This window comes from Aeromonas sp. Marseille-Q7275, from assembly GCF_965119515.1.
On the sequence record NZ_CBCPLW010000008.1, the window covers coordinates 1 to 24,154 of the forward strand.

Consider the following 24,154-nt stretch of genomic DNA (forward strand, 5'->3'; position numbering starts at 1 on the left):
TAACACGGCCTTAAGAAAGTGCCTCCATGATGCGGACAACGGCGTGCCGACAACAGGCGCATGGAAAGTCGGTGTGCATCACAACGAGAGGAAAAAATCATGGCGAAATCGATGGGAAGCGGCAGGGCCATCAGGGTATGGGATCCCCTGATCAGGGTATTTCACTGGGCAACCGTCCTGCTGTGCGTGCTCAACCTGTTCATCCTGGAGGAGGGCAGACGCAATCACCGCTATGTCGGGTACGCCCTGGCCGGATTGCTGGTGCTGCGCATCCTGTGGGGATTTGTCGGCTCCGACTACGCCAGGTTTGCCCAGTGGTTTCCGACCCCGGCCCGCCTGGGCCGCTACCTGCAGGCCAGCTGGCAGGGCAGACACCCCTATCATGCCGGCCACAATCCGCTGGGCGCCTTGATGATACTGCTGCTGTTGACCTGTCTGGTGGGGACGGCCGTCACCGGGGTCATGACGGGGTACGAGCGGCTGTTTGATGAAGAGCTCATGGAGGAGCTGCACGAATTCTTTGCCAAGGCGCTGCAGATCGCCATCTTCATCCATGTGCTGGCGGTCATCGTCCTCGATCGCCTGACCCGGGGGGATCTCATCAGGGCCATGATCACCGGCAGGAAGCGCGTACCGGCCGATACCGAGATCGTCGACAAGCGCTGAGGCACCTCGATCAGAGGAGATAAAAAAACCCCGCGATGCGGGGTTTTTTCATATCGGGTGTTGTCAGCCGACGTTGCAGCTCTTCAATTTCCAGATCCGATCCACGTAGTCCTGGATGGAGCGGTCGGAGTTGAACTTGCCCATGGTGGCCGAGTTGATGATGGCCTTCTTCGCCCACAGCGCCGGATCCCGATACCAGGTATCGATCAGCTTGTGCGCTTCCGAGTAGGAGGCGAAATCGGCCAGGGTCAGGTAGGGATCCCCCCCTTCCAGCAAGGAGCGCTTGATGGAGGCGAGCTCCCCCGGGCGACCCGGCGTGAAGTAGTCGGTGTCGAACCAGTCCAGCACCGCCTTGAGCTCGGAGTTGGCGTAGTAGAAGTCGTACGGGTTGTAACCGCGCGCCTTCAGGGACTTCACCTCGTCCACGTTCAGGCCGAAGATGGCACAGTTCTCGGCCCCGGCCTCTTCGGCGATCTCGATGTTGGCGCCGTCCAGGGTACCTATGGTGATGGCGCCGTTCAGAGCCATCTTCATGTTGCCGGTACCTGAGGCTTCGTAACCTGCGGTGGAGATCTGCTCGGAGACATCCGCCGCCGGGATCAGCTTCTCGGCCAGGCTCACCCGGTAGTTCGGCATGAACACCACTTTCAGCTTGCCCTGGATGCGGGCGTCGTTGTTGACCCGCTCCGCCAGCTTGTTGATGGCATAGATGATGTCCTTGGCCAGCTTGTAACCGGGCGCCGCCTTGGAGCCGAAGATGAACACCCGCGGGTGCATGTCATAGTCCGGGTTCGCCAGCAGACGGCGGTAGAGCGCCATGATGTGGATGAGGTTCAGTTGCTGGCGCTTGTACTCGTGCAGACGCTTGATCTGGACGTCGAAGATCGCCTCGGCCGAGACATCGATGCCGGTTTCCGCCTTGATGACCTTGACCAGCTTCTCCTTGTTGTGACGCTTGATGGTCATGAACTGCTGCTGGAACGCCTTGTCGTCGGCAAACTTGGTCACGCTGCGCAGCTTGTCCAGCTGCAGCGGCCACTCCTTGCCCACCACTTCGTTGTAGAGGGCGGCAAGCTCGGGGTTGCAGGCCAGCAGCCAGCGACGGGGGGTCACGCCGTTGGTGACGTTGCACATCTTCTCGGGCCACAGCTCGGCATACTCGGGGAAGAGATCCTCTTTCACCAGCTTGGAGTGGATCTCGGCCACGCCGTTCACCTTGGAGGAGCCGATGACGCACAGGTTGCCCATGCGTACCTTGCGCACGTCCCCTTCTTCGATGATGGAGAGCTTGGCCTTGATGGCGTCGTTGCCCGGCCACTTGGGCTCCACCAGCTCGTTCAGGAAGCGGGCGTTGATCTCGTAGATGATCTCGAGATGACGGGGCAGCACCTTCTCGAACAGGCTGACAGACCACTTCTCCAGCGCTTCCGGCAGCAGGGTGTGGTTGGTGTAGGAGAAGACCTGGTAGCAGATGGCCCAGGCGGCATCCCAGTTCAAGTCTTCCTCGTCCACCAGCACCCGCATCAACTCGGGGATGGCCACCGTCGGGTGGGTATCGTTGAGCTGGATGGCAATTTGCGCGGCAAAGTTACGGAAATCCGAACCATGGACCCGCTTGTAGCGGCGCATGATGTCCTTGATGGAGCAGGCACAGAAGAAGTACTGCTGGATCAGGCGCAGCTCTTTGCCTGCATCTGTCTCGTCATTCGGGTAGAGCACCTTGGAGATGGTCTCGGCCTGGGCCTTCTCTGCCTGGGAGTCGATGTAACCACCGGCGTTGAACACGTCCCAGTCGAAGAACTCGGAGGCGCGGGATTCCCACAGGCGCAGGATATTGACGGTGTGGCCGCCAAAACCGACGACCGGAATATCCCAAGGCACCCCTTTGATCTTGCGACCGGCGTGCCACACCTTCTTCAGGCCGCCCTTGTCACCGAACACGGTTTCCACGTAGCCGTAGAGCGGGATCTCCTGCACCGACTCGGGGCGGCAGATCTCCCAGGGGTTGCCATATTCACGCCAGGAGTCCGGGCGCTCGATCTGGCGGCCATCCTGGATCTCCTGACGGAACAGGCCGTGCTCGTAATGGATGCCGTAGCCCACCGCCGGGTAGTTCAGGGTGGCCAGGGAGTCGATGAAGCAGGCGGCCAGACGGCCCAGGCCGCCGTTGCCAAGGGCCATGTCCGGCTCTTGCTCGCACAGGTCGGTCAGTTCCAGACCGAGTTCACCCAGGGCCTCTTCGCAAATCTTGTACAGGGAGAGGTTGTGCAGGTTGTTGGAGGTCAGACGCCCCATCAGGAATTCAGCAGAGAGATAGTGAATCGCACGAGTATCTTTCTTGAAGTGAGTCTGCTGAGTACGGGTCAGGCGCTCGTACACCTGTTCGTTGACGGCGGCAGCGGTCGCTTTCCACCATGCTTCGGGAGAGGCTTTCTGTTCGCTTGTACCCAAGGTAGAACGCAGGTGACGCACGATACTCGCCTTGAGCTGATCTTTATCCAGTTGGAGATCCTGGTCTGTCTTCTTCTTGGTAGCCATAAACCATTTTCCTTCGTTACAAATAAAAAATGTTATCCCCTTGAGGGACCGGCGCTGTTGTTATCTCAGAATATGTTCCGGCGTGGGCATACTAGCTAAAGCCGGGGGTTTAAAAGTTAACGTGAGTCACACTTTAACGTATAAAAATGACAGTTTCACCATGAAAACCCTTTCCTATATCCTCCCTGAACAAAATAAAAATAACCTTAAAAATCAAACCATTGAATGAAATCCAAAAAGTTGGATTCATGAATAGGTTTTCAATGATTGCCAGCGGCTGAAAATACGTGAAAATAAGCGCCGACTCGGCCGGTGATGAAATCGCTTTCAATGCTTGGTGTATCAGCACGGCAATAAAAGGAAGCTGCCCCAATTGGGGCAGCTTCCTGAGCTGAATTAACCATGGGCCTTGAACTGGTTACTCATGGGGTCGTAGTGATAACCAATCTGCTGCAGACGGGTGGCCAGCTGATCCTCCGTCATGTCGTAGTAAGCCAGCAACTCTTCCAGACCATCGCACTCCAGCCGCAGCTTCTCGTTGATGATCCCGAGCAGAATATTGGCGTCCAGCCGTTGCAAGGTGCTCACATCCATCTTGGTCCCTCCTCTTGCCATACATACTGTATAACCATGAGCGCCGGCCCGCGCTTTGTCTATAGGTTAAAAAACACCCACCCCATCATCAATATAAATAGTGTTTAAATTCAAATGGTTAATATGAACCCCTGTTAGTCGGCTCACATTTTTAATCACAAACGCCTTGTCACTGGCATGAGATAGAACTACTGTATGCGCATACAGCATGGTTATTCATACAGGACACACATATGAGCCAGCCCCTGAGTCACCGCCCACTCTCCTCCTCTGCCGGTGTGATCACCACCTGGCCCACCCGCCATCAGAGCAAGGCGGAGCATGAGCATCGACTGGTCATGGATCTCCATGAAGCCCCGTTGCTGGATGCGCTGGGAAGATTGAGCCAAAGCGACAGCGGCTGGATCCTGCTCATAGCCCCGCCAGGGCTGCCCGTGGCCAAGCAACTGCAGGCACAGGGAATCAATCCCGCCCGGGTACTGGTGGTTCACGGCCCCAAGATCAAGAACTGGCAACGTCTGCTGGAGCAGAGCCTGGCCAACGGCCATTGTGCCGCCGTCTTGACCTGGCTGCCCGAACGGGTTGCTCTGGATCGCAGCCGCCTCAGCACCCTGGGGCAGCGTGCCGGTGTCCTGACCCGCTTCTTCGAGCCCACCCCTTCCCAGGGCTCTCTCTGCTACGGTGGGCAGGACGTCTACCTGAACCATTGAGTCATATCGTGCCGACCCGGGCTGGCAGGGCTCCCCACCCCCACGTCAGTCTGGCAGGGCGGCAACCAAGACGAGAAAGGCGACCCTGAGGTCGCCTTCTGTCATATGGCCTGGGCTGCCATCTGCCCGGCGCCCCGCCAGGGGCTTCTACCGGATCAGGCGAGCCTGGTATCCAGCTCGGCGATTTTGGCAGACCAGTAGGCCGGGCCGGTTTCATGGATGTTGTTGCCCTGGGAGTCGACCGCCACTGTCACCGGCATGTCTTCCACCTCGAACTCATAGATGGCCTCCATGCCCAGATCGGCGAAGGCCACTACCCGCGCCTTCTTGATGGCCTTGGCCACCAGGTAGGCCGCGCCCCCCACGGCCATCAGATAGACGGCCTGGTGCTGCTTGATGCTCTCGACGGTTTTCGGGCCCCGCTCGGACTTGCCTATCATGCCGATGAGGCCGGTTTCCCCCAGCATCATGTCGGTGAACTTGTCCATCCGGGTGGAGGTGGTGGGACCGGCCGGGCCGACCACTTCGTCACGCACCGCATCGACCGGGCCGACGTAGTAGATGAAGCGGTTGGTGAAATCGACCCCTTCCGGCAAGCCTTCGCCATTTTTCAGCATGTCGGCAATGCGCTTGTGGGCGGCGTCACGGCCGGTGAGGATCTTGCCGGACAGCAGCACGGTATCGCCGCTCTTCCAGCTGGCGAGCTCGGCCTTGGTGATGCCGTCGACATTGACCCGGCGCACGTTGCCGCCCGCTTCACGGGTGATTTCCGGCCAGTCACTCAGCCTCGGCGGAGTCAATTCGGCGGGGCCAGAGCCGTCGAGCTCGAAGTGAACGTGGCGGGTGGCGGCGCAGTTGGGGATCATCACCACCGGCTTGGAGGCGGCATGGGTCGGGGCGGATTTGACCTTCACGTCCAACACTGTGGTGAGGCCACCCAGCCCCTGGGCGCCAATCCCCAGCCGGTTAACCTTGTCATAGAGCTCGACCCGCAGCTTCTCTTCTGTGGTTTCTGGGCCCCGGGCGATCAGCTCCTGAATGTCGATGTGCTCCATCAGGGCTTCCTTGGCGAGCACGGCCGCCTTCTCGGCGGTACCGCCGATGCCGATCCCCAGCATGCCAGGCGGGCACCAGCCGGCGCCCATGGTCGGCACGGTTTTGAGCACCCATTCGACCACGTCGTCGGAGGGGTTGAGCATCACCATCTTGGACTTGTTCTCGGAGCCGCCGCCCTTGGCCGCTATGCTCACTTCCACCTTGTCCCCCGGGATCATGTCGATATGCACCACGGCAGGGGCGTTGTCCTTGGTGTTCTTGCGACTGCCGGCCGGATCCGCCAGCACGCTGGCGCGCAGCGGGTTGTCCGGATTGGTGTAGGCACGGCGGGTGCCCTCGTCCACCATCTCCTGCACCGTCATGTCGCTGTCCCACTGCACCTGCATGCCGATCTTGACGAAGCAGGTGACGATGCCGGTGTCCTGGCACAGGGGGCGATGCCCTTCGGCAGACATGCGGGAGTTGATCAGGATCTGGGCCAGGGCATCCTTGGCGGCCGGGTTGATCTCGCGGTCATAGGCAGCCTTGGCGGCGTGGACAAAATCGAGGGGGTGGTAGAAAGAGATGTACTGCAGGGCGTCAGCAATGGAATCGATAAAGTCCTGTTTTCTAATGATGCTCATATCATCCTCACTGGTCCTTGTCGTCGCTTGCGCGAGCAAGGGCTTCCATATGAGCCGGGCCTTCGGCAGGCGGCGAATGCGCACAGAGCCGGCGACTACGGCGTGTTTTTATAACGGTGTTTTTCTTAAAAATGCCGGCGGCCATGATACGCTTGAGCACCCGAACCGGCTAGGGAGCTGGGTGCAAACTGTTGCCTGTGTAACAAAAAATGAAACCAAGACTGCATATCCACCATTTCGACCCGCAAGCATCGCTTCACGCCCTGTTTGCCCGCTTGCAACACCAGGCCTGGGCCATCCTGCTGGAATCGGCAGGCCCAACGGGCGCCGACAACCGCTTTGACATCATCAGCGCCGATCCGCTTGCCACCCTGGAGACCCGGGGTGCCAGCACCTGCCTCACCCAGGCTGGTCACCAGAGCCATCATGACGGCGATCCCCTCGCCCTGCTCGCCGAGACCCAACGAGCCCTGCTGGGGGAGCTGGTGCAGGATGAGCATGACCTGCCCTTCATCGGGGGCGCCCTGGGGCTCTTTGGCTACGATCTGGGCCGACGATTCGAACGTCTGCCCGTCCAGGCCAGTGCAGACATCCAGGTACCCGACATGGCGGTGGGGATCTACGACTGGGCACTGCTGCGGGAGGTCGCGACCGGTCGCTGGCAGCTGGTGCACTGGGGAGATGAGGCCGGGCTCGTCAGACGATTGCAGTGGCTGGCGGCGCAAGCTCCTCAACCCTGCGCCCCCTTCGCCTTGCAGGGCGAGTGGCAGAGCAACATGAGCCGGGCCGAGTACGGCGAAAAGTTCGCCCGCATCCAGGCCTATCTGGCGGCAGGGGATTGCTATCAAATCAACCTGACCCAGCGCTTCAGCGCCCCCTATGGAGGGGACGAGTGGTCCGCCTATCTCGCCCTCAGCGCCGCCAACAAGGCCCCCTTCTCGGCCTTTGTCCGGCTGCCCCAGAGCGCCATTTTGAGCCTCTCCCCCGAGCGCTTCCTGCTGCTCGATGGCCGCCACATCGAGACCAAGCCCATCAAGGGCACCCGGCCCCGCCATCCGGATCCCGCTATCGACAAACAGGTGGCCGAGTCGCTCGCCAGTGCCGACAAGGACAGATCGGAGAACCTGATGATCGTGGATCTGCTGCGCAACGACATAGGCCGGGTCAGCCGCCCGGGCTCCGTCAGCGTGCCGAGCCTGTTTGCGGTGGAGTCTTTCCCCGCCGTGCATCACTTGGTCTCCACCATCCACGGTGAGCTGGATGCGCGCTGGCAGGGGGTGGATCTGCTGCGGGCCTGCTTCCCTGGTGGCTCCATCACGGGTGCCCCCAAGATACGGGCGATGGAGATCATCGAGGAGCTGGAGCCGGTGCGGCGAAACGCCTATTGTGGCAGCATCGGCTACCTGAGCCAGCATGGCCGGATGGACACCAGCATCTGCATTCGCACCCTGATAGCCGAAGCCGGCCGGCTCCATTGCTGGGCGGGAGGGGGCATCATCGCCGACTCAGACCCTGACGCCGAATATCAGGAGACCTACGACAAGGTGGCCCGCATCCTGCCGCTGCTGGATGCCCTGCGCCAGTGAGCCTGTGACAGCCTTAGCCAGCCCCGAGGAGACCAGGACCGAGATGGATATCGAGATGAACCGCGCCGAGCTGCTGACCCGCTTCCTGTTGCAACGCCCCGCCCCCGCCCACCGCCTGATGCTGGCGGGGCTCAAACCGGCGGCTGTGCTGATCCCCCTGGTGGAGCGCCCCCAGGGGCTGCATCTGTTGCTGACCCGCCGTAGCACTACCCTGCGCCACCACCCGGGGCAGATAAGCTTCCCCGGCGGGCGCCAGGATCCGGAAGATGAGAGCCTGATCCACACGGCCCTGCGAGAGACCCACGAAGAGCTCGGGATCCCCGCCTCCCAGGTTCGGGTCATTGGTAGTCTCACCCCCCTCAACACCATCTCCCTGTATGACGTCCTGCCGGTGCTGGCCATGATAGATCCCGACTATCGGCTTGCCCTCAGCCCCGACGAAGTGGAGCAGGCCTTCGAGGTGCCCCTCAGCCATGTGCTGGATCCGGCCCACCACATAGCCCTGACGCTCCCAAGAGCGGGCAAGCGCCACACCATCTACTGGATCCCCTGGCAACACTCCTTCATCTGGGGGGCCACCGCCAGCATGATCCGCCAACTGGCCCAGCACTTGTCAGGACAACATATTGATAACCTCGTAAGGTGAAAAATTATCCATTTAACATTCAACTAACACCGCATATGATAAATAAATTTTGATTATTTATTCTTTTGATCACATTTCTATAAGAAAGTGCGGGTTTCAGCCTCGTAAAGGTGAATCTGATCAACATTTTTGATTAAAAAAAAAGTATTCTTGCGCCGACTAATTAAAACCACACATTCGGGGTGAGACACATGTCCAATACTGTCACTGGCGCACAGGACGTTGCAGCCGCACAGGAGCAAGGGATCAGCTCGGTCCAATCACGCGGTTGGAGCAAACAAGACACCACCTGGGTTATCAGCCTGTTCGGCACCGCCGTCGGCGCCGGCATCCTGTTCCTGCCCATCAACGCCGGCATGGGTGGCTTCTGGCCACTGGTGGTGATGGCGCTGCTGGTCGGCCCCATGACTTACCTGGCCCACCGCGGCCTGGCGCGCTTCGTGCTCTCCTCCAAGAAGCCGAATGCAGATATCACCGAAGTGGTGGAAGAGCATTTCGGCGTGGGCGCCGGCAAACTCATCACCCTGCTCTACTTCTTCGCCATCTACCCCATAGTGCTGATCTACGGCGTGGGCATCACCAATACCGTCGAGAGCTTCCTGGTCAACCAGCTGCAGATGACGGCGCCACCGCGCTGGATCCTCTCCATAGTGCTGATCATGGCCATGATGTCGGTCATGCTGGCCGGTGAGAAGCTGATGCTGAAGGTCACCGAGTTCCTGGTGTACCCCCTCATCGCCATCCTGGCGGGTATCTCCCTCTACCTGATCCCGGACTGGACAGGTGCCGCCCTGGCCCAGGTGCCTTCCGCCAAGGATTTCGCCACCACCCTGTGGCTGACCATCCCGGTGCTGGTGTTCTCCTTCAACCACAGCCCGGCCATCTCCAGCTTCGCCCTGGCCCAGCGCCGTGATCATGGTGACAACGCCGTCGCCAAGTCCGACGCCATCTTGAAGCGCACCGCCATCATACTGCTGGGCTTCGTGATGTTCTTCGTCTTCTCCTGCGTGATGAGCCTGACTCCGGCCCAGCTGGCAGAAGCCAAGTCCCAGAACATTGCCGTGCTCTCCTACCTGGCCAACCAGCATGCGAGCCCCATCATCTCCTACTTCGGTCCGCTGGTTGCCTTCGTCGCCATCGTCTCCTCCTTCTTCGGCCACTACCTGGGTGCCCGTGAAGGTCTGAAGGGCATGGTGATGCAGCAGATGCGTTCCTCCGGCAAAGAGCCGAACCACAAGAAGATCGAACTGTTCATCATCGCCTTCTTCATTTTGACCCTGTGGGCCGTGGCCGTGATCAACCCCTCCATCCTCGGCATGATCGAATCCCTGGGTGGCCCCATCATCGCCACCATACTGTTCCTGATGCCGATGTACGCCATCAAGCGCGTCCCGGCCATGGCGAAATACCAGGGCCAGATCAGCAACCTGTTCGTGGCAACCATGGGCCTCATCGCCATCTCAGCCATCCTTTATCAGCTGGTCGGCTAACCCCGCCCCGATAGCTCGGGTCAACCGGATCACCGGTTGACCCGAGCAAAGACCCACAGCCCGGCAGGCTCAGCGTGCCGGGCTGTTTTCATTGCTGTGCCCCGGCAAGGGCCAGGATCAAGGCCATCTTCCGTATCAAGCGCCCTCCCCACTCGTTCACCTTCCCCCGCTGCGTTGCCGCCCGTGCAATATGCTCCTCTCCTCAGGCACCACGCCTGGACGAGAAGCAGGAGTGGTGTCAGCCCCCATGCTGCCGAGTGACCCCGCCCATTTACCCTTCTGACATTCCCCAGCCCTTTGCCGGGTTCCAGTGCACGGAGATGGATACGATGCCGCGCCAACATGGGGCCACCAGGGCCACCCCCTCAGGGGCCTGGGTTTGCCCCCAAGAAGCGGGATGTCGTCGCTCGCCGACGCTCCGATGCGGCGACACAGAACGAAAGCCTTGATTCGCCAATCCTGCGCCCGCATGCCTGCTGAGGAGCCTTGGTGCTTTGCCGCTATGACGACGCAGCGGCTGACTACCTATCAGCGCCTGAGCCTATAGACACCGCCACGCCTGCGGCCCTTCCTTCCAGAGGGGATAAGCGCGACCGCCCTCACCAGCAGACGCGTCCTCCCATGGACAAGAGGCCCGCAGCGGCAACCGGCAGATTGGATTAAGGAAGGGGCAAGCGTCGCTGACACAAGATCGCAGGCAATAAAAAGCGCCCTCCGAAGAGGGCGCCAGTACATAGCGGAAAGTCTAGGGGGATCAGGCTTCGCGGCTAGGCAGCGGGGCCGCCTCCATCAGGCTCTCATCCTCGGCCATGCAAGCGGCCGCGGTAAACAGCACGTCGGTGGAGCTGTTGAGGGCCGTCTCGGCGGAGTCCTGCAGCACCCCGATGATGAAGCCCACGGCGACGACCTGCATGGCGATGTCGTTGCTGATGCCAAACAGGCTGCACGCCAGCGGGATCAGCAGCAGGGAGCCACCGGCCACGCCGGAGGCGCCACAGGCGCTGATGGTGGCGACCACTGAGAGCAGAATGGCGGTAGCCAGATCCACTTCCATTCCCAAGGTATGCACTGCTGCCATGGAGAGCACAGTGATGGTGATGGCAGCACCGGCCATGTTGATGGTGGCACCCAGCGGAATGGAGACAGCGTAGGTGTCTTCCGGCAGACGCAGCTTCTCGGCCAGCGCCATGTTGACCGGGATGTTGGCGGCGGAGCTGCGGGTGAAGAAGGCGGTCACGCCACTTTCTTTCAGGCAGGTCAGCACCAGCGGATAGGGATTGCGCTTGATCTTCCAGAACACGATGAGCGGGTTGACCACGAAGGCGATGAACAGCATGCAGCCGATCAGCACCACCAGCAGTTGGGCATAGCCAAACAGGGCATCGAAACCTGTCTCGGCCAGAGTGGATGCCACCAGCCCCAGGATGCCGAGCGGCGCACAGCGGATCACCGCTCTGACGATGCTGGAAACCCCGTGGGACAGGTCGGTGATCAGCGCCTTGGTGCTGTCACCCGCGTGACGCATGGCGATGCCAAGGCCGATGGCCCAGGCCAGGATACCGATGTAGTTGGCATCCAGCAGCGCCTTCACCGGGTTGGTCACCACGTTGAACAGCAGGGTCTGCAGTACCTCGGTGATGCCGCCCGGCGGAGTGATCTCGGCACTGCTGGCCACCAGGTGCAGGTTGGAGGGGAACAGGAAGCTCGCCACCACGGCCACCACGGCTGCCAGGAAGGTCCCCAGCACATAGAGCAGCAAGATCGGCTTCATGTTGGTCTTCTGGCCCTGTTTGTGACCAATGATCGCCGACATCACCAGCACGAACACCAGCAGCGGGGCGACCGCCTTCAGGGCACCGACGAACAGGCTGCCAAGCAGACCCGCCGCCTTGGCCCATTCAGGCATGAACATGGCAAGGAGGATACCGAATACCAGACCGACCAGGATCTGGCTAACCAGACTGGTGCTGTTGACCAGTTTTATGAGGGGGTGTTGTTGTGTCATCAAATAGTCCCTGTGCACTCATGGTGCGTGAATCATTAGTCCTGTTGGCAACCTGCCGCGCGCATTGACACCGGCCTGTAGACGGTGGTGCCGTTGGCAAACCTTCTTCTGGATCTGTCCAGAACGCGTGGTGTTGCGGACAAGGAATATCCCATCTGCCACCGTTTTTTTCCACATAATCACTGAAAAATATCAGGGTTACCTCACAAAAAATCTACAACAATGTGATAACACAATATCAACCACGGTCAAATTGTCACCAAACCAGTCCGATCATCGGCCGATGTGGAAGCGAGAGTGGTATCATGCCGCTCACTTTGCACTGGAGCCTGTTGCCATGATCACCTCTTTATTGACCCGACACTTCGGCTTCGATCGGCTGCGCCCCGGCCAGGAAGCGGTGATCAGCCGCCTGCTGGCCGGCAAGAGTGCGGCGGCCATCTTCCCGACCGGCGCAGGCAAGTCCCTCTGCTATCAGTTGCCCGCGCTGGCACTGCCCCATCTGACCCTGGTCATCTCCCCCCTGCTGGCGCTGATGCACGATCAGCTCGCCTTCTTGCAGAGCAAGGGAATTGCCGCCGCAACTCTGGACTCCAGCCAGACCCCCGAGGAGAGCCGCCGGGTGATGCAGCTGGCCAGTGACGGCCAGCTCAAGATCCTGATGATCTCGGTGGAGCGCCTCAAGAACGAGCGCTTTCGCCGCTTCATCGCCCAGGTGCCGCTCTCCCTGCTGGTGGTGGACGAGGCGCACTGCATCTCGGAATGGGGTCACAACTTTCGGCCCGACTATCTGAAGCTGCCGGACCATCGCCGCGATCTGGCCATTCCCCAGGTACTACTGCTCACCGCCACCGCCACCCCGGCGGTCATGGCAGACATGCAGGCCAAGTTTGCCATCGCGGCCGAGGATCTGGTGGTGACAGGTTTCTATCGTCCCAATCTGGATCTCGCCGTCATTCCACTGGCCGGCAGTGCCCGCGATGGCTGGCTGCGTGACGAGCTGCGCCGCGATCCCGCGGCCCCCACCATCGTCTATGTCACCCTGCAACACAGCGCGCAGCAGTGTGCCGATCAGTTGCAGGCCATCGGCATCCGTGCCTGCGCCTATCATGCGGGGCTGGATCCCGCCCTGCGCAGCCAGATCCAGCACGACTTCATGGCCGGCCGACTCGACTGCATCGTCGCCACCATCGCCTTTGGCATGGGCATCGACAAGGCCGATATCCGCCGTGTCATTCACTACGATCTGCCCAAGTCCATCGAGAACTACAGCCAGGAGATAGGCCGTGCCGGGCGCGACGGCCTCCCCTCCCGCTGCATGGTGCTGGCAAGCCGCGCCCAGTTGCCTGTGCTGGAAAACTTTGTCTATGGAGACACCCCGGACAGGGAGGCCATCCTGACCTTGCTCCAGATCCTGCAACAGAGCGGTGCCGAGTGGGAATTTGGTCTGCTGCGCCTCTCCAACGAGACCAACATCCGCCAGCTGCCCCTCAAGACCCTGCTGGTCTATCTGGAGATGGCGGGGATCATTGCCCCGGCCTACAGCTACTTTGCCGAGTACCGCTTCAAGTTCGTGCTGGAAAAACGGGAGATCCTGGCCCGCTTCAACCCCGATCGCCGCCAGTTCCTGGAGCAGCTGTTTGCCTGTGCTCCCCAGGCGCGCAGCTGGTGCACCATGGACTTCGATGCGCTGTGGCAGGGTTATCAGGGGGAACGCCAGCGCGCCGCGGCGGCGCTGGATTATCTGCAGCAGCAGGGCTGGATCGAGCTTGAAAGCAAGCAGATGACGGAGGTGTATCGAGTCGTGCGCCAGCATATCGACCCGGCGGCACTGGCCGAAGAGCTGCATGGACTGTTTGAAAAGAAAGAGCAGAGCGAGCTGGCACGCCTCCAGGCCCTGCTGGGGTTCTTTACCTCGACTCACTGCCTGAGCCATGAGCTGGCCCGCTATTTTGCCGATGAAGAGGCGCCCGAGCGGTGCGGGCACTGCTCCGTCTGCCGGGGGGAGATGGCCGTGCTGCCGCCGCTGCCATCTCCAGGCTTGCCCAACGAGCACGGCTTGCGCGCCTGGTGCGATCCTCTGATTGCCCAGTGTCACCAGCGCCATCCCAGGATCCTGACCCGCTTCCTGTGCGGTATCGCCACCCCATTGACCACCCGGATCAAGGCGAGAAACCTGGCCGGTTTTGGCCAGCTGGCGGCCCATCCCTTCGCCGAGGTGCTGGCGGCGGTGTCGGCGATCTATCCTGCCGCCGCTTGATCACCCGCTTGCCGGACGCTGAAAAAATAAGACCCTCGCAGATGCGAGGGTCAAGCCAACGGAAACGTGCTTAAACAGAGCTTAGTATCTGCACAATCACCCACTCTCTTGCTAAAGCGATGACTGCTCGACACAGGGCCAATCTAGTGCAGCCGGAATGTAGCGTCAATGTAAAAATTAGAGCTTAAACACCAAACGACAAACATTACGTTAACGTAAGCGTCATGACATTTCCTCCCTTCTCCCCTGCCACCCTTGCCCCGCCTGCACTTCGATTCGACAAACCCGGGAGCCATCATTTTCTGCGCCTGCCACACAAACATTTATTTTTTATGTCTTTGACATTTGCATCACTGTCGTGGCAAAAATAATTTAACAGTCAGTAACATAGAGATGTCATTGGCTGCCTCTTCCCGCATGAGGATCGGGAAGCTCCCGTACAAACTTAAACCAATGATGGCGATGGATTACTGGGGGCTGTTGACTAGGCTTAAGAGGTAAACAGAACAAAAGTAGTGATCCACTCTTTTTCAGGGTAAGCGACTATAACGAGGGCTAAGTTATGGGCATCTTCGAGCACTATCAACAGCGGTATGAGAAGGCCAGAGAGGAGGAGTACAGCATCCAGGAGTTTCTGGATATGTGCAAACAGGACAAATCCTGCTACGCCTCCGCCGCCGAACGACTGCTGGCTGCCATCGGCGAACCGGAAATGATCGACACTTCCGTCAATCCGCGCCTCAGCCGCCTCTTTTCCAACCGCGTCGTCGCACGCTATCCCGCTTTCAAAGACTTCTATGGCATGGAAGAGGCCATCGAGCAGATCGTCTCCTACCTCAAGCACTCCGCCCAGGGACTGGAAGAGAAGAAACAGATCCTCTACCTGCTCGGCCCCGTCGGCGGCGGCAAATCCTCGCTGGCCGAGAAACTCAAGTCCCTGATGCAAAAAGTGCCCATCTATCGCATCAAGGGATCGCCGGTCAATGACCACCCCTTCTGCCTGTTCGACATCGAAGAGGACGGCGAGATCCTGGAAAAAGAGTACGGCATACCGCGCCGCTACCTGAGGCCCATCATGTCTCCCTGGGTCGCCAAGCGGCTGCACGAATTTGGCGGCGACATCACCAAGTTCAAGGTGGAGAAGGTCAACCCCTCCATCCTGGATCAGATAGCCATCGCCAAGACCGAGCCGGGGGACGACAACAACCAGGACATCTCCTCCCTGGTGGGCAAGGTCGATATCCGCATGCTGGAGCACTATGCCCAGGATGATGCCGATGCCTACTCCTACTCAGGGGCGCTGTGCAAGGCGAACCAGGGGATGATGGAATTCGTGGAGATGTTCAAGGCGCCCATCAAGGTACTGCACCCCTTGCTGACCGCGACCCAGGAAGGCAACTACAACGGCACCGAGGGGCTCTCCGCCCTCCCCTTCGACGGCATCCTGCTGGCCCACTCCAACGAATCCGAGTGGCAGCAGTTCCGCAACAACAAGAACAACGAGGCCTTCCTCGACCGGGTGTACATCGTCAAGGTGCCCTACTGCCTGCGCGTCTCGGAAGAGGTGAAGATCTACGAGAAACTGCTGTTCAACAGCGAGCTGACCGAGGCCAAGTGCGCCCCGGGTACCCTGGAGCTGCTGGGCCAGTTTTCCGTATTGTCACGGCTCAAGGAGCCGGAAAACTCCAGCCTCTACTCCAAGATGCGGGTCTATGACGGCGAGAGCCTAAAAGACACTGATCCCAAGGCGAAGAGCTATCAGGAGTATCGCGACTACGCCGGCGTCGACGAGGGCATGAACGGCCTCTCCACCCGCTTTGCGTTCAAGATCCTCTCCCGTGTCTTCAACTTCGACCATGCGGAAGTGGCGGCCAACCCTGTCCACCTCTTCTATGTACTGGAGCAACAGATAGAGCGCGAGCAGTTCCCGCAGGAGCTGCACGATCGCTACCTCGAGTTCATCAAGGGCTATCTGACCCCGCGCTACGTGGAATTTATCGGCAAGGAGATCCAGACCGCCTATCTCGAGTCGTATTCAGAGTACGGGCAGAACATCTTCGATCGCTATGTCACCTATGCCGACTTCTGGATCCAGGATCAGGAGTACCGTGACCCCGAGACCGGCCAGCTGTTTGATCGGGCATCGCTGAACAGCGAGCTGGAGAAGATCGAAAAACCGGCCGGGATCAGCAACCCGAAAGATTTTCGCAACGAGATCGTCAACTTCGTGCTGCGTGCACGGGCCAACAACGCAGGCCGTAACCCCAACTGGACCAGTTACGAGAAGCTGCGCACCGTGATCGAGAAGAAGATGTTCTCCAACACGGAAGAGCTGCTGCCGGTTATCTCCTTCAACAGCAAAACCTCGGCCGAGGAGCAGAAGAAGCACGATAACTTTGTCGAACGGATGATGGAGAAGGGCTACACCCGCAAACAGGTACGCCTGCTCTCCGAATGGTATCTCAGGGTACGCAAGTCATCCTGACCCTGCCGTGTTCAAGGGGGAGTTATGGCGCATTTTATCGACCGCAGGCTCAACGGCAAAAACAAAAGCGCTGTCAATCGGCAGCGCTTCATCCGCCGCTACAAGAAGCAGATCAAACAAGCGGTCTCGGATGCTGTCTCCAAGCGCAGCATTCAGGACGTGGACAAGGGCGAGAGCATCAGCATCCCGACCAAGGACATCGGTGAGCCCCATTTCCATCAAGGCCAAGGCGGTAAACGGGAGATGGTGCACCCGGGCAACGATCAGTTCGTCTCCGGTGACAAGATTGACCGCCCCAAGGGAGGGGGCAGCGGTCAGGGCGGGGGCGAAGGCCAGGCCTCGGATCAGGGTGAGGGAGCTGACGACTTCGTGTTCCAGATCTCGAAAGACGAGTACCTGGACCTGCTGTTTGAGGATCTGGAGCTGCCACGGCTGCAGAAGACCCAGCTCAACCAGCTGATGGAGATGAAAACATACCGCGCGGGCTACACCTCCAACGGGGTGCCCGCCAACATCAACGTGGTGCGCTCGCTGCAAAATTCGCTGGCGCGTCGCATGGCGCTGCAGGCGGGCAAGAAGCGCCAGCTGCGTGAACTGGAGGAGCGGCTGGCCCTGCTGGCCGTCGATCCCAACGAACATTTTGCCGAGATGGCACAGCTCGAAAAGGAGATCAGGGAGCTGAAACGGCGGATCGAGGCGGTGCCCTTCATCGACACCTTCGATCTCAAGTTCAACAACTTCGTCAAACGGCCCGTGCCCTCCAGCCAGGCGGTGATGTTCTGCCTGATGGATGTCTCCGGCTCCATGGATCAAGCCACCAAGGAGATGGCCAAGCGTTTCTACATCCTGCTCTATCTGTTCCTGAGCCGAACCTACAAGAACGTGGAGGTGGTCTACATTCGCCACCATACCCAGGCCAAGGAAGTGGACGAACACGAGTTCTTCTACTCCCAGGAGACCGGCGGCACCATAGTCTCCAGCGCCCTCAAGATGATGAATGACATCATCAACGAGCGCTACCCTGCCAACCAGTGGAACATCTATGCGGCACAGGCGTCCGATGGCGACAACTGGGCGGATGACTCGCCCCAGTGCCGGGAGATACTGATGCGCGACATCATGCCGCGGGTGCGCTACTACTCCTACATCGAGATCACCACCCGCGCTCATCAGACCCTGTGGCACGAGTACGAGTCGGTGGCCGAGCAGTACCCCCACTTCGCGATGGAGCACATTCGCAAGGTAGAGGACATCTATCCGGTGTTCCGGGAGTTGTTCAAGAAGCAAGCGGCTTGAGGGATCACATATGGTAGAAACCGCAAGAAAAATAGCACCGCTGGACGATGGGCCTGACTGGAACTTCGATCTGCTGGAGACCTATCACCAGGAGATTGCCCGGGTTGCCAAGTTTTATCGGCTGGATACCTATCCCAACCAGATCGAGGTGATCACCGCCGAGCAGATGATGGATGCCTACTCCAGCGTCGGCATGCCCATCGGCTACCAACACTGGTCATTCGGCAAGCGCTTCATCCACACCGAGCGCAACTACAAGCGCGGCCAGATGGGCTTGGCCTATGAGATCGTCATCAACTCCGACCCTTGCATCGCCTACCTGATGGAAGAGAACACCATGCCGATGCAGGCCCTGGTGATGGCGCACGCCTGCTATGGCCACAACTCTTTCTTCAAGAACAACTACCTGTTCAAGGCCTGGACCGATGCCTCCTCCATCATCGACTACCTGCTGTTTGCCAAGAACTACATCACCGAATGCGAGGAAAAACACGGCATAGATGCCGTAGAACGGCTGCTCGACTCCTGCCACGCCCTGATGAACTTCGGGGTGGATCGCTACAAGCGGCCCCAGAAGATCTCCCTGGCAGAGGAGAAGCGGCGCCAGAAGGCGCGGGAAGATTACCTGCAGACCCAGGTCAACGAGCTGTGGCGCACCCTGCCCAAGCAGCACAAGGCCGCCGGTATCGAGGACAGGCGCTATCCGCCCGAGCCTCAGGAGAACATCCTCTACTTCATCGAGAAGAACGCCCCATTGCTGGAGCCCTGGCAGCGGGAAGTGGTGCGCATAGTGCGCAAGATCAGCCAGTACTTCTACCCGCAGAAACAGACCCAGGTGATGAACGAGGGCTGGGCCACCTTCTGGCACTACACCATCCTCAATCACCTGTATGACGAGGGGAAGATCAGCGATCGCTTCATGATAGAAGTGCTGCACAGCCACACCAACGTGGTGTACCAGCCCCCCTACAACAGCCGCTACTACTCGGGCATCAACCCCTATGCCCTCGGTTTTGCCATGTTCACCGACCTGCGCCGCATCTGCGAGCACCCCACAGAGGAGGACAGATACTGGTTCCCCGATTACGCTGGCACCAACTGGGTCGACACCCTGCACTTCGCCATGCAGAACTTCAAGGACGAGAGCTTTATCAGCCAGTTCCTGAGCCCCAAGGTGATGCGCGACATGAAGCTGTTTGCCATCGATGACGACGATCTGAAGAACTACCTCAAGGTCTCCGCCATCCACAACGAGGAGGGTTACCGGCTGGTGCGCAACACCCTGTCAGCCCAATACAACCTGAGCAATCTGGAGCCCAACATTCAGGTCTACAACGTGGCGGTGAAGGGAGATCGCTCCCTCACCCTGCGTTATGTCCCCCACAACAGGATCCCCCTCGGCGAGTCGCGGCACGAGGTGCTCAAGCATCTGCACCAGCTGTGGGGATTCGATGTGGTGCTGGAGCAGGATAACGGCGAGCTCACCGCAGACATCATAGGGCGCTGCCCGGATCGCAAGAGCCTGACCTGATGGGCAGGCAAGGAGCATAAAAAAACGCGCCATCAGGCGCGTTTTTCGTTGTGACACACATCAGTTATCGCACAGGTTGCTCGGCATGTCCTGGCGCAGACGGGTCCACAATTTGCCTGACTCTATACCATACTGGCGCACCGTCATGAACACGGCCTCGTGATTCTTGGTCTCGGCCAAGCCCAGCAGCGTCTTGTAGTAGGCATCCGCCGTCTCGCGCGCCTGCTTGTCGGAGAAGTAATAGCGGCCGACCCGGCTGTACAATCCCTTGAACCCGTTGAGGATCAAGGCGTAGATCGGATTGCCGGAAGCAAAGGAGAGCTGGTGGTGCAGGCGGTAATCGAACTCGGCATAGGCCTCAGCCGTGTTCTCGACCTCATCGGCCCCGCGCAGGATCTCGGCGGCTTGCTCCGGGTTGTTGCGAATGGCACCACGGATGAAGATGGTGCAGATGTTGGTGCGCGCCGATAGCAGTTGGGCCACCAGATCCGGCACCTTGTCCTGATCGAGCCGTGCCAGGGTCTCCAGGATGTTGAGACCCGAGGTTTCCCAGAAATTGTTGACCTTGGTCGGTTTGCCATGCTGGATGGTGAGCCAGCCATCGCGGGCAAGGCGCTGCAGCACTTCGCGCAAGGTAGTGCGAGTCACGCCAATCAGCTCGGACAGTTCGCGCTCCGCCGGCAGAATGGATCCTGGAGGAAAGCGATTGTTCCAGATGGACTCGATGATGTATTCCTCGGCAAACCCGGCAGGGCTTTGCGCTTTTATGACCATGTGGTGACTCTGTTGTAGTGCGTAAAAAGGCTCACGAATAATAGCAAAGCCGGTCATGCTGGCAAGCAGAAGGTCAGTCCTCTGCTCACATTAACCCGATCTTTTTGTTAAAAATATGTATACAGCCATATGGCCGGAGCCAAGCAACACCAAATGATGGTGATATCGACGCCTCGCCGCTGGGCAAGTACGGCGGCGTTATTTATAGTTAGCGCTCCCTTGATTAAAATCATGTGCAATCAATTTGATAAAGGTGAATATCCGGATGTTCGGGTCGAGTCGGGCTCGACTGCATAGACGCAGATACCAACAACAGAACAGAGAACCATCATTATGCCAATCAGCCTAGGGCGCGCTTTTGCAAAGAATTTTTTGGGTAATGCCCCTCGGTGGTACAAAATTGCCATCGTTCTATTCCTGCTGATCAATCCGATCGTCTTCCACATTGATCCCTTCCTGGCTGGCTGGCTGCTGGTCGTCGAGTTCATCTTCACCCTGGCCATGGCGCTCAAGTGCTACCCGCTGCAACCGGGCGGCCTGCTGGCCATCGAAGCCGTGCTCATCGGCATGACTTCGGCGAACCAGATCAAGCATGAACTGGTGGCCAACATCGAAGTGTTGCTGCTGCTGGTCTTCATGGTGGCCGGCATCTATTTCATGAAGCAGTTGCTGCTCTACGTCTTCACCAAGATGCTGGTCCGCATCCATTCCAAGACCCTGCTCTCCCTCGCCTTCTGCCTGGTGTCGGCCTTCTTGTCCGCCTTCCTCGACGCCCTGACGGTGATCGCCGTGGTCATCAGCGTCGCCACCGGTTTCTACGCCATCTATCACAAGGTGGCCTCCCGCGACGAGTTTGAGGGTCAGCATCAGGATGACGAGGACATCGACGAGTTGTCTCGCCAGCACCTGAACGAGTTCCGTGCCTTTTTGCGCAGCCTGATGATGCATGCCGCCATCGGCACTGCCCTGGGGGGCGTGTGCACCCTGGTCGGCGAGCCACAGAACCTCATCATTGGTGAGCAGGCGGGCTGGCATTTCGGTGAATTTGCCATTCGCATGGCCCCGGTCACCATCCCCGTCTTCCTCTGCGGTCTGCTCACCTGCATCCTGGTGGAGAAGTGCCGCTGGTTCGGTTATGGCACCAAGTTGCCAGAGCCTGTGCGCCATATCATGGAAGCCTATGAGCGCGACGAAGATGCCGGGCGCAGCCCGCAAGACAAGGCCAAGCTGCTGGTCCAGGCGGCTATCGCCCTCTGGCTCATCACGGGTCTGGCCCTGCATCTGGCGGCGGTGGGCCTGATCGGCCTGACCGTCATAGTGCTCGCAACCTCCTTCACCGGCGTCACCGAGGAACATGCCCTCGGCAAGGCCTTCCATGAGGCGCTGCCCTTCACCGCCCTGCTCACCGTCTTCTTCAGCGTGGTCGCGGTGATCATCGATCAACAGCTGTTCAAGCCGGTGATCCAGTGGGTACTGGCTGCCAAACCCGAGGATCAGCTCGCCCTCTTCTATCTGGCCAATGGCTTGCTCTCCATGGTGAGCGACAACGTCTTCGTCGGCACCGTCTACATCAACGAGGTAAAGACCGCCCTGCTCAATGGCGCCATCAGCCGCGAGCATTTCGATCTGTTGGCGGTGGCCATCAACACGGGGACCAATTTGCCGTCGGTGGCCACCCCCAATGGCCAGGCGGCCTTCCTGTTCATGCTCACCTCGGCGCTGGCGCCGCTGCTGCGCCTCTCCTATGGCCGCATGGTGTGGATGGCTCTGCCTTACACCCTGGTGCTGGGGCTGGTGGGGTTCTTTGCGGTGGAACAACTGCTCGCCCCTGCCACCGAATGGTTCTACCAGGCCGGCTGGCTGACACAGGGGGGCGCCGTGCCAACCCTGGCACCCGCGGCCCACTGATGACGCGAGGGGCCATGAGGCCCCTTTCTTTTTAAATGAGGCTCTGCTCTAATTCAGCCATTATTTTTCTCTGTGAGATCAATCAGATGATCGAGTTTCTTCGCCGTATTGCCAGCCATCGTCTGGCCTGGGGCCTGCTGGCCGCGTCGGCTCTCTGCTTCGAGCTGTGCGCCCTCTTCTTCCAGCATGTGCTGGGTCTGCACCCTTGTGTGATGTGCATCTATGAGCGGATCGCCATCCTCGGGGTGTTTGCTGCCGGCCTGCTCGGCATGGTGGCGCCAGAAAAGTGGTATCTCCGCTGGAGTGCCATGCTGCTGTGGGGCTACAGCGCCTTCTGGGGCCTGAAGCTGGCACTCAAGCATGTGGATTACCAGGTGAACCCCTCCCCCTTCAATGTGTGCGAAGGCTTCGTCGACTTCCCAAGCTGGGCTCCCCTCGATCAGTGGGTGCCCTGGCTCTTCTTCCCGGACGGCGATTGCAGCGAGATCAGCTGGCAGTTCCTGAGTTTCTCCATGCCGCAGTGGTTGATCGCCATCTTCGCCGCCTACCTGCTGGTGTTTGCGGTGGTCGCCATCGGTAACCTGGTCAAGGGCCGCTGCTGCAACTGACGCTGACGCCGCCATATACGACGCATGCAAAAGGGAGCCATCGGCTCCCTTTTCAATCAACGGTGTCAGTCACCCAAGCCGCTCCCGTTTCTCCATGCCCCTGTCATCTGGCTGATGGCCAGCTTCGCCGCCTACCTGCTGGTGTTTGCGGTGGTCGCCATCGGCAACCTGATCAAGGGCCGCTGCTGCAACTGACGCTGACACCGCCATATGCGCCCCATACAAAAGGGAGCCATCGGCTCCCTTTTCCATCAGCGGGGCCAGTCACCCAAGCCGATCCCGTTTCTCCATGCCCCTGTCATCTGGCTGGTGGCCATCTTCGCCGCCTACCTGCTGGTGTTTGCGGTGGTCGCCATCGGCAACCTGGTCAAGGGCCGCTGCTGCAACTGAAGCTGACGCCGCCATAAATGACGCATACAAATAGGGAGCCATCGGCTCCCTTTTCAATCAGCGGTGTCAGCCACCCAAGCCGATCCCATTTCTCCATGCCCCTGTCATCTGGCTGGTGGCCATCTTCGCCGCCTAGCTGCTGGTGTTTGCGGTGGTTGCCATCGGCAACCTGGTCAAGGGTCGCTGCTGCAACTGAAGCTGACGCCGCCATCTATGACACATACAAAAAGGGAGCCATCGGCTCCCTTTTTATTTTCTGCATTATCTGTGCATGGTTGCACAGGCACGCACTCAACTCGCCTTGGCGGTGCTCATCCTGGCCTTCACCATGCCGACGACCATGGGCAGCAGCGAGATGCCGATGATGCCGAAGATGAGCAGGGTGAAGTTGTGGCGCACCACCGGCAGGTTGCCGAAGAAGTGTCCCGCATAGACGAACGACAGCACCCATAGCAAGCCGCCAATCAGGTTGAACGCCAGGAAGCGCGGGTAGGTCATGGCTCCCATGCCCGCCACGAAGGGGGCAAAGGTGCGCACTATGGGCAGGAAACGGGTGATGATGATGGTCTTGCCGCCATGCTTGGCATAGAAGGCGTGGGTCTTGACCAGATAGTCGCGGCGAAAGATCTTCGAATCGGGATTGCGAAACAGCTGATCCCCGAAGAAGTGGCCTATGGTGTAGTTCACCACGTTGCCGAGCACGGCGGCGATGATCAACACCCCCGCCAGGGTGTGCACGTCCAGCACGCTGCCCACTGTGAGGGCGCCTGCGGCAAACAGCAGGGAGTCGCCGGGCAGGAAGGGGGTCACCACCAGGCCGGTCTCACAGAAGATGATGAGGAACAGGATGGCGTAAACCCAGATGCCATAGTGCTCGAACAGCTCTTTCAGGTGCACGTCAACGTGCAGAATAAAGTCGATTGCAAACAGGATCAGATCCATTTTTTCATACCCATGAAGTGAACGGCGTGGAGTCTACGCCAATGCC

19 protein-coding genes are annotated in these 24,154 nt (G+C 59.5%); 13 read left to right on the forward strand and 6 right to left on the reverse strand.

What is annotated here, in order from left to right; all coding sequences use genetic code 11:
- Positions 1-111: 111 nt before the first annotated feature.
- Positions 112-666, forward strand: coding sequence for a cytochrome b/b6 domain-containing protein (locus tag ACWPWQ_RS09195; protein WP_454009688.1), 555 nt, complete (start codon positions 112-114; stop codon positions 664-666).
- 63 nt (positions 667-729) lie between these two features.
- On the opposite strand, the gene ACWPWQ_RS09200 is transcribed toward ACWPWQ_RS09195, so the two are convergent.
- Positions 730-3,204: a glycogen/starch/alpha-glucan phosphorylase gene (locus tag ACWPWQ_RS09200; protein WP_202045852.1), complete on the reverse strand. Its 2,475-nt coding sequence runs from the start codon at positions 3,202-3,204 to the stop codon at positions 730-732.
- 396 nt (positions 3,205-3,600) lie between these two features.
- Positions 3,601-3,798 (reverse strand): DUF4250 domain-containing protein, encoded by a 198-nt coding sequence (locus tag ACWPWQ_RS09205; protein WP_005323525.1) that lies wholly within the window; start codon positions 3,796-3,798, stop codon positions 3,601-3,603.
- A gap of 233 nt (positions 3,799-4,031) precedes the next feature.
- Between ACWPWQ_RS09205 and ACWPWQ_RS09210 the strand changes: the two genes are divergently transcribed.
- Positions 4,032-4,508, forward strand: coding sequence for a cell division inhibitor (locus ACWPWQ_RS09210; protein ID WP_404836544.1), 477 nt, complete (start codon positions 4,032-4,034; stop codon positions 4,506-4,508).
- Between the two features lie 155 nt (positions 4,509-4,663).
- Here ACWPWQ_RS09210 and ACWPWQ_RS09215 read toward each other — a convergent pair whose 3' ends face one another.
- Positions 4,664-6,187, reverse strand: a complete 1,524-nt coding sequence (locus ACWPWQ_RS09215; protein ID WP_202045854.1) for a fumarate hydratase — start codon at positions 6,185-6,187, stop codon at positions 4,664-4,666.
- 209 nt (positions 6,188-6,396) lie between these two features.
- Here ACWPWQ_RS09215 and pabB point away from each other — a divergent pair, with 209 nt between their 5' ends.
- The 3 genes from pabB (at position 6,397) to ACWPWQ_RS09230 (ending at position 9,909) form a co-directional block, all read left to right on the forward strand.
- Positions 6,397-7,773: an aminodeoxychorismate synthase component I gene (pabB, locus tag ACWPWQ_RS09220; protein WP_454009609.1), complete on the forward strand. Its 1,377-nt coding sequence runs from the start codon at positions 6,397-6,399 to the stop codon at positions 7,771-7,773.
- A 55-nt stretch (positions 7,774-7,828) separates the two neighbouring features.
- Positions 7,829-8,419 carry a CoA pyrophosphatase gene (locus ACWPWQ_RS09225; RefSeq protein WP_454009689.1) on the forward strand — a complete coding sequence of 197 codons (591 nt, stop codon included), beginning with the start codon at positions 7,829-7,831 and terminating at the stop codon, positions 8,417-8,419.
- A 191-nt stretch (positions 8,420-8,610) separates the two neighbouring features.
- A complete protein-coding gene (locus ACWPWQ_RS09230; RefSeq protein ID WP_025327124.1) occupies positions 8,611-9,909 on the forward strand; it encodes an HAAAP family serine/threonine permease in 1,299 nt (432 codons plus the stop codon).
- Positions 9,910-10,663: 754 nt separating this feature from the next.
- Here ACWPWQ_RS09230 and sstT read toward each other — a convergent pair.
- Positions 10,664-11,914 carry a serine/threonine transporter SstT gene (gene sstT, locus ACWPWQ_RS09235; RefSeq protein ID WP_454009610.1) on the reverse strand — a complete coding sequence of 417 codons (1,251 nt, stop codon included), beginning with the start codon at positions 11,912-11,914 and terminating at the stop codon, positions 10,664-10,666.
- A 337-nt stretch (positions 11,915-12,251) separates the two neighbouring features.
- Between sstT and ACWPWQ_RS09240 the strand changes: the two genes are divergently transcribed.
- From ACWPWQ_RS09240 to ACWPWQ_RS09255, 4 genes are all read left to right on the forward strand, one after another.
- The gene (locus ACWPWQ_RS09240) at positions 12,252-14,174 is read left to right on the forward strand and encodes a RecQ family ATP-dependent DNA helicase (RefSeq protein WP_454009611.1); all 1,923 of its coding nucleotides are present in this window, start codon (positions 12,252-12,254) and stop codon (positions 14,172-14,174) included.
- A 562-nt stretch (positions 14,175-14,736) separates the two neighbouring features.
- On the forward strand, positions 14,737-16,659 hold the full coding sequence (locus ACWPWQ_RS09245; RefSeq protein ID WP_202045858.1) for a PrkA family serine protein kinase: 1,923 nt from the start codon (positions 14,737-14,739) through the stop codon (positions 16,657-16,659).
- A gap of 24 nt (positions 16,660-16,683) precedes the next feature.
- Positions 16,684-17,955: a YeaH/YhbH family protein gene (locus ACWPWQ_RS09250; RefSeq protein ID WP_202045859.1), complete on the forward strand. Its 1,272-nt coding sequence runs from the start codon at positions 16,684-16,686 to the stop codon at positions 17,953-17,955.
- A gap of 10 nt (positions 17,956-17,965) precedes the next feature.
- Positions 17,966-19,486, forward strand: coding sequence for a SpoVR family protein (locus ACWPWQ_RS09255; RefSeq protein WP_139434294.1), 1,521 nt, complete (start codon positions 17,966-17,968; stop codon positions 19,484-19,486).
- A gap of 60 nt (positions 19,487-19,546) precedes the next feature.
- Here ACWPWQ_RS09255 and fadR read toward each other — a convergent pair whose 3' ends face one another.
- Positions 19,547-20,260, reverse strand: a complete 714-nt coding sequence (gene fadR / locus ACWPWQ_RS09260) for a fatty acid metabolism transcriptional regulator FadR (protein WP_139434293.1) — start codon at positions 20,258-20,260, stop codon at positions 19,547-19,549.
- 333 nt (positions 20,261-20,593) lie between these two features.
- Between fadR and nhaB the strand changes: the two genes are divergently transcribed.
- From nhaB to ACWPWQ_RS09280, 4 genes are all read left to right on the forward strand, one after another.
- Entirely contained in the window at positions 20,594-22,168 is a 1,575-nt protein-coding gene (gene nhaB / locus ACWPWQ_RS09265) for a Na(+)/H(+) antiporter NhaB (RefSeq protein WP_454009612.1), read from the forward strand.
- Positions 22,169-22,254: 86 nt separating this feature from the next.
- Positions 22,255-22,776, forward strand: a complete 522-nt coding sequence (dsbB, locus tag ACWPWQ_RS09270) for a disulfide bond formation protein DsbB (RefSeq protein ID WP_454009613.1) — start codon at positions 22,255-22,257, stop codon at positions 22,774-22,776.
- A 24-nt stretch (positions 22,777-22,800) separates the two neighbouring features.
- Entirely contained in the window at positions 22,801-22,971 is a 171-nt protein-coding gene (locus ACWPWQ_RS09275; protein WP_454009614.1) for a hypothetical protein, read from the forward strand.
- Between the two features lie 15 nt (positions 22,972-22,986).
- Positions 22,987-23,166 carry a hypothetical protein gene (locus ACWPWQ_RS09280; RefSeq protein WP_454009615.1) on the forward strand — a complete coding sequence of 60 codons (180 nt, stop codon included), beginning with the start codon at positions 22,987-22,989 and terminating at the stop codon, positions 23,164-23,166.
- 291 nt (positions 23,167-23,457) lie between these two features.
- Here the strand turns inward: ACWPWQ_RS09280 and ACWPWQ_RS09285 are convergent, their stop codons facing one another.
- Positions 23,458-24,108 carry a DedA family protein gene (locus ACWPWQ_RS09285; RefSeq protein WP_454009616.1) on the reverse strand — a complete coding sequence of 217 codons (651 nt, stop codon included), beginning with the start codon at positions 24,106-24,108 and terminating at the stop codon, positions 23,458-23,460.
- Positions 24,109-24,154 lie beyond the last annotated feature (46 nt).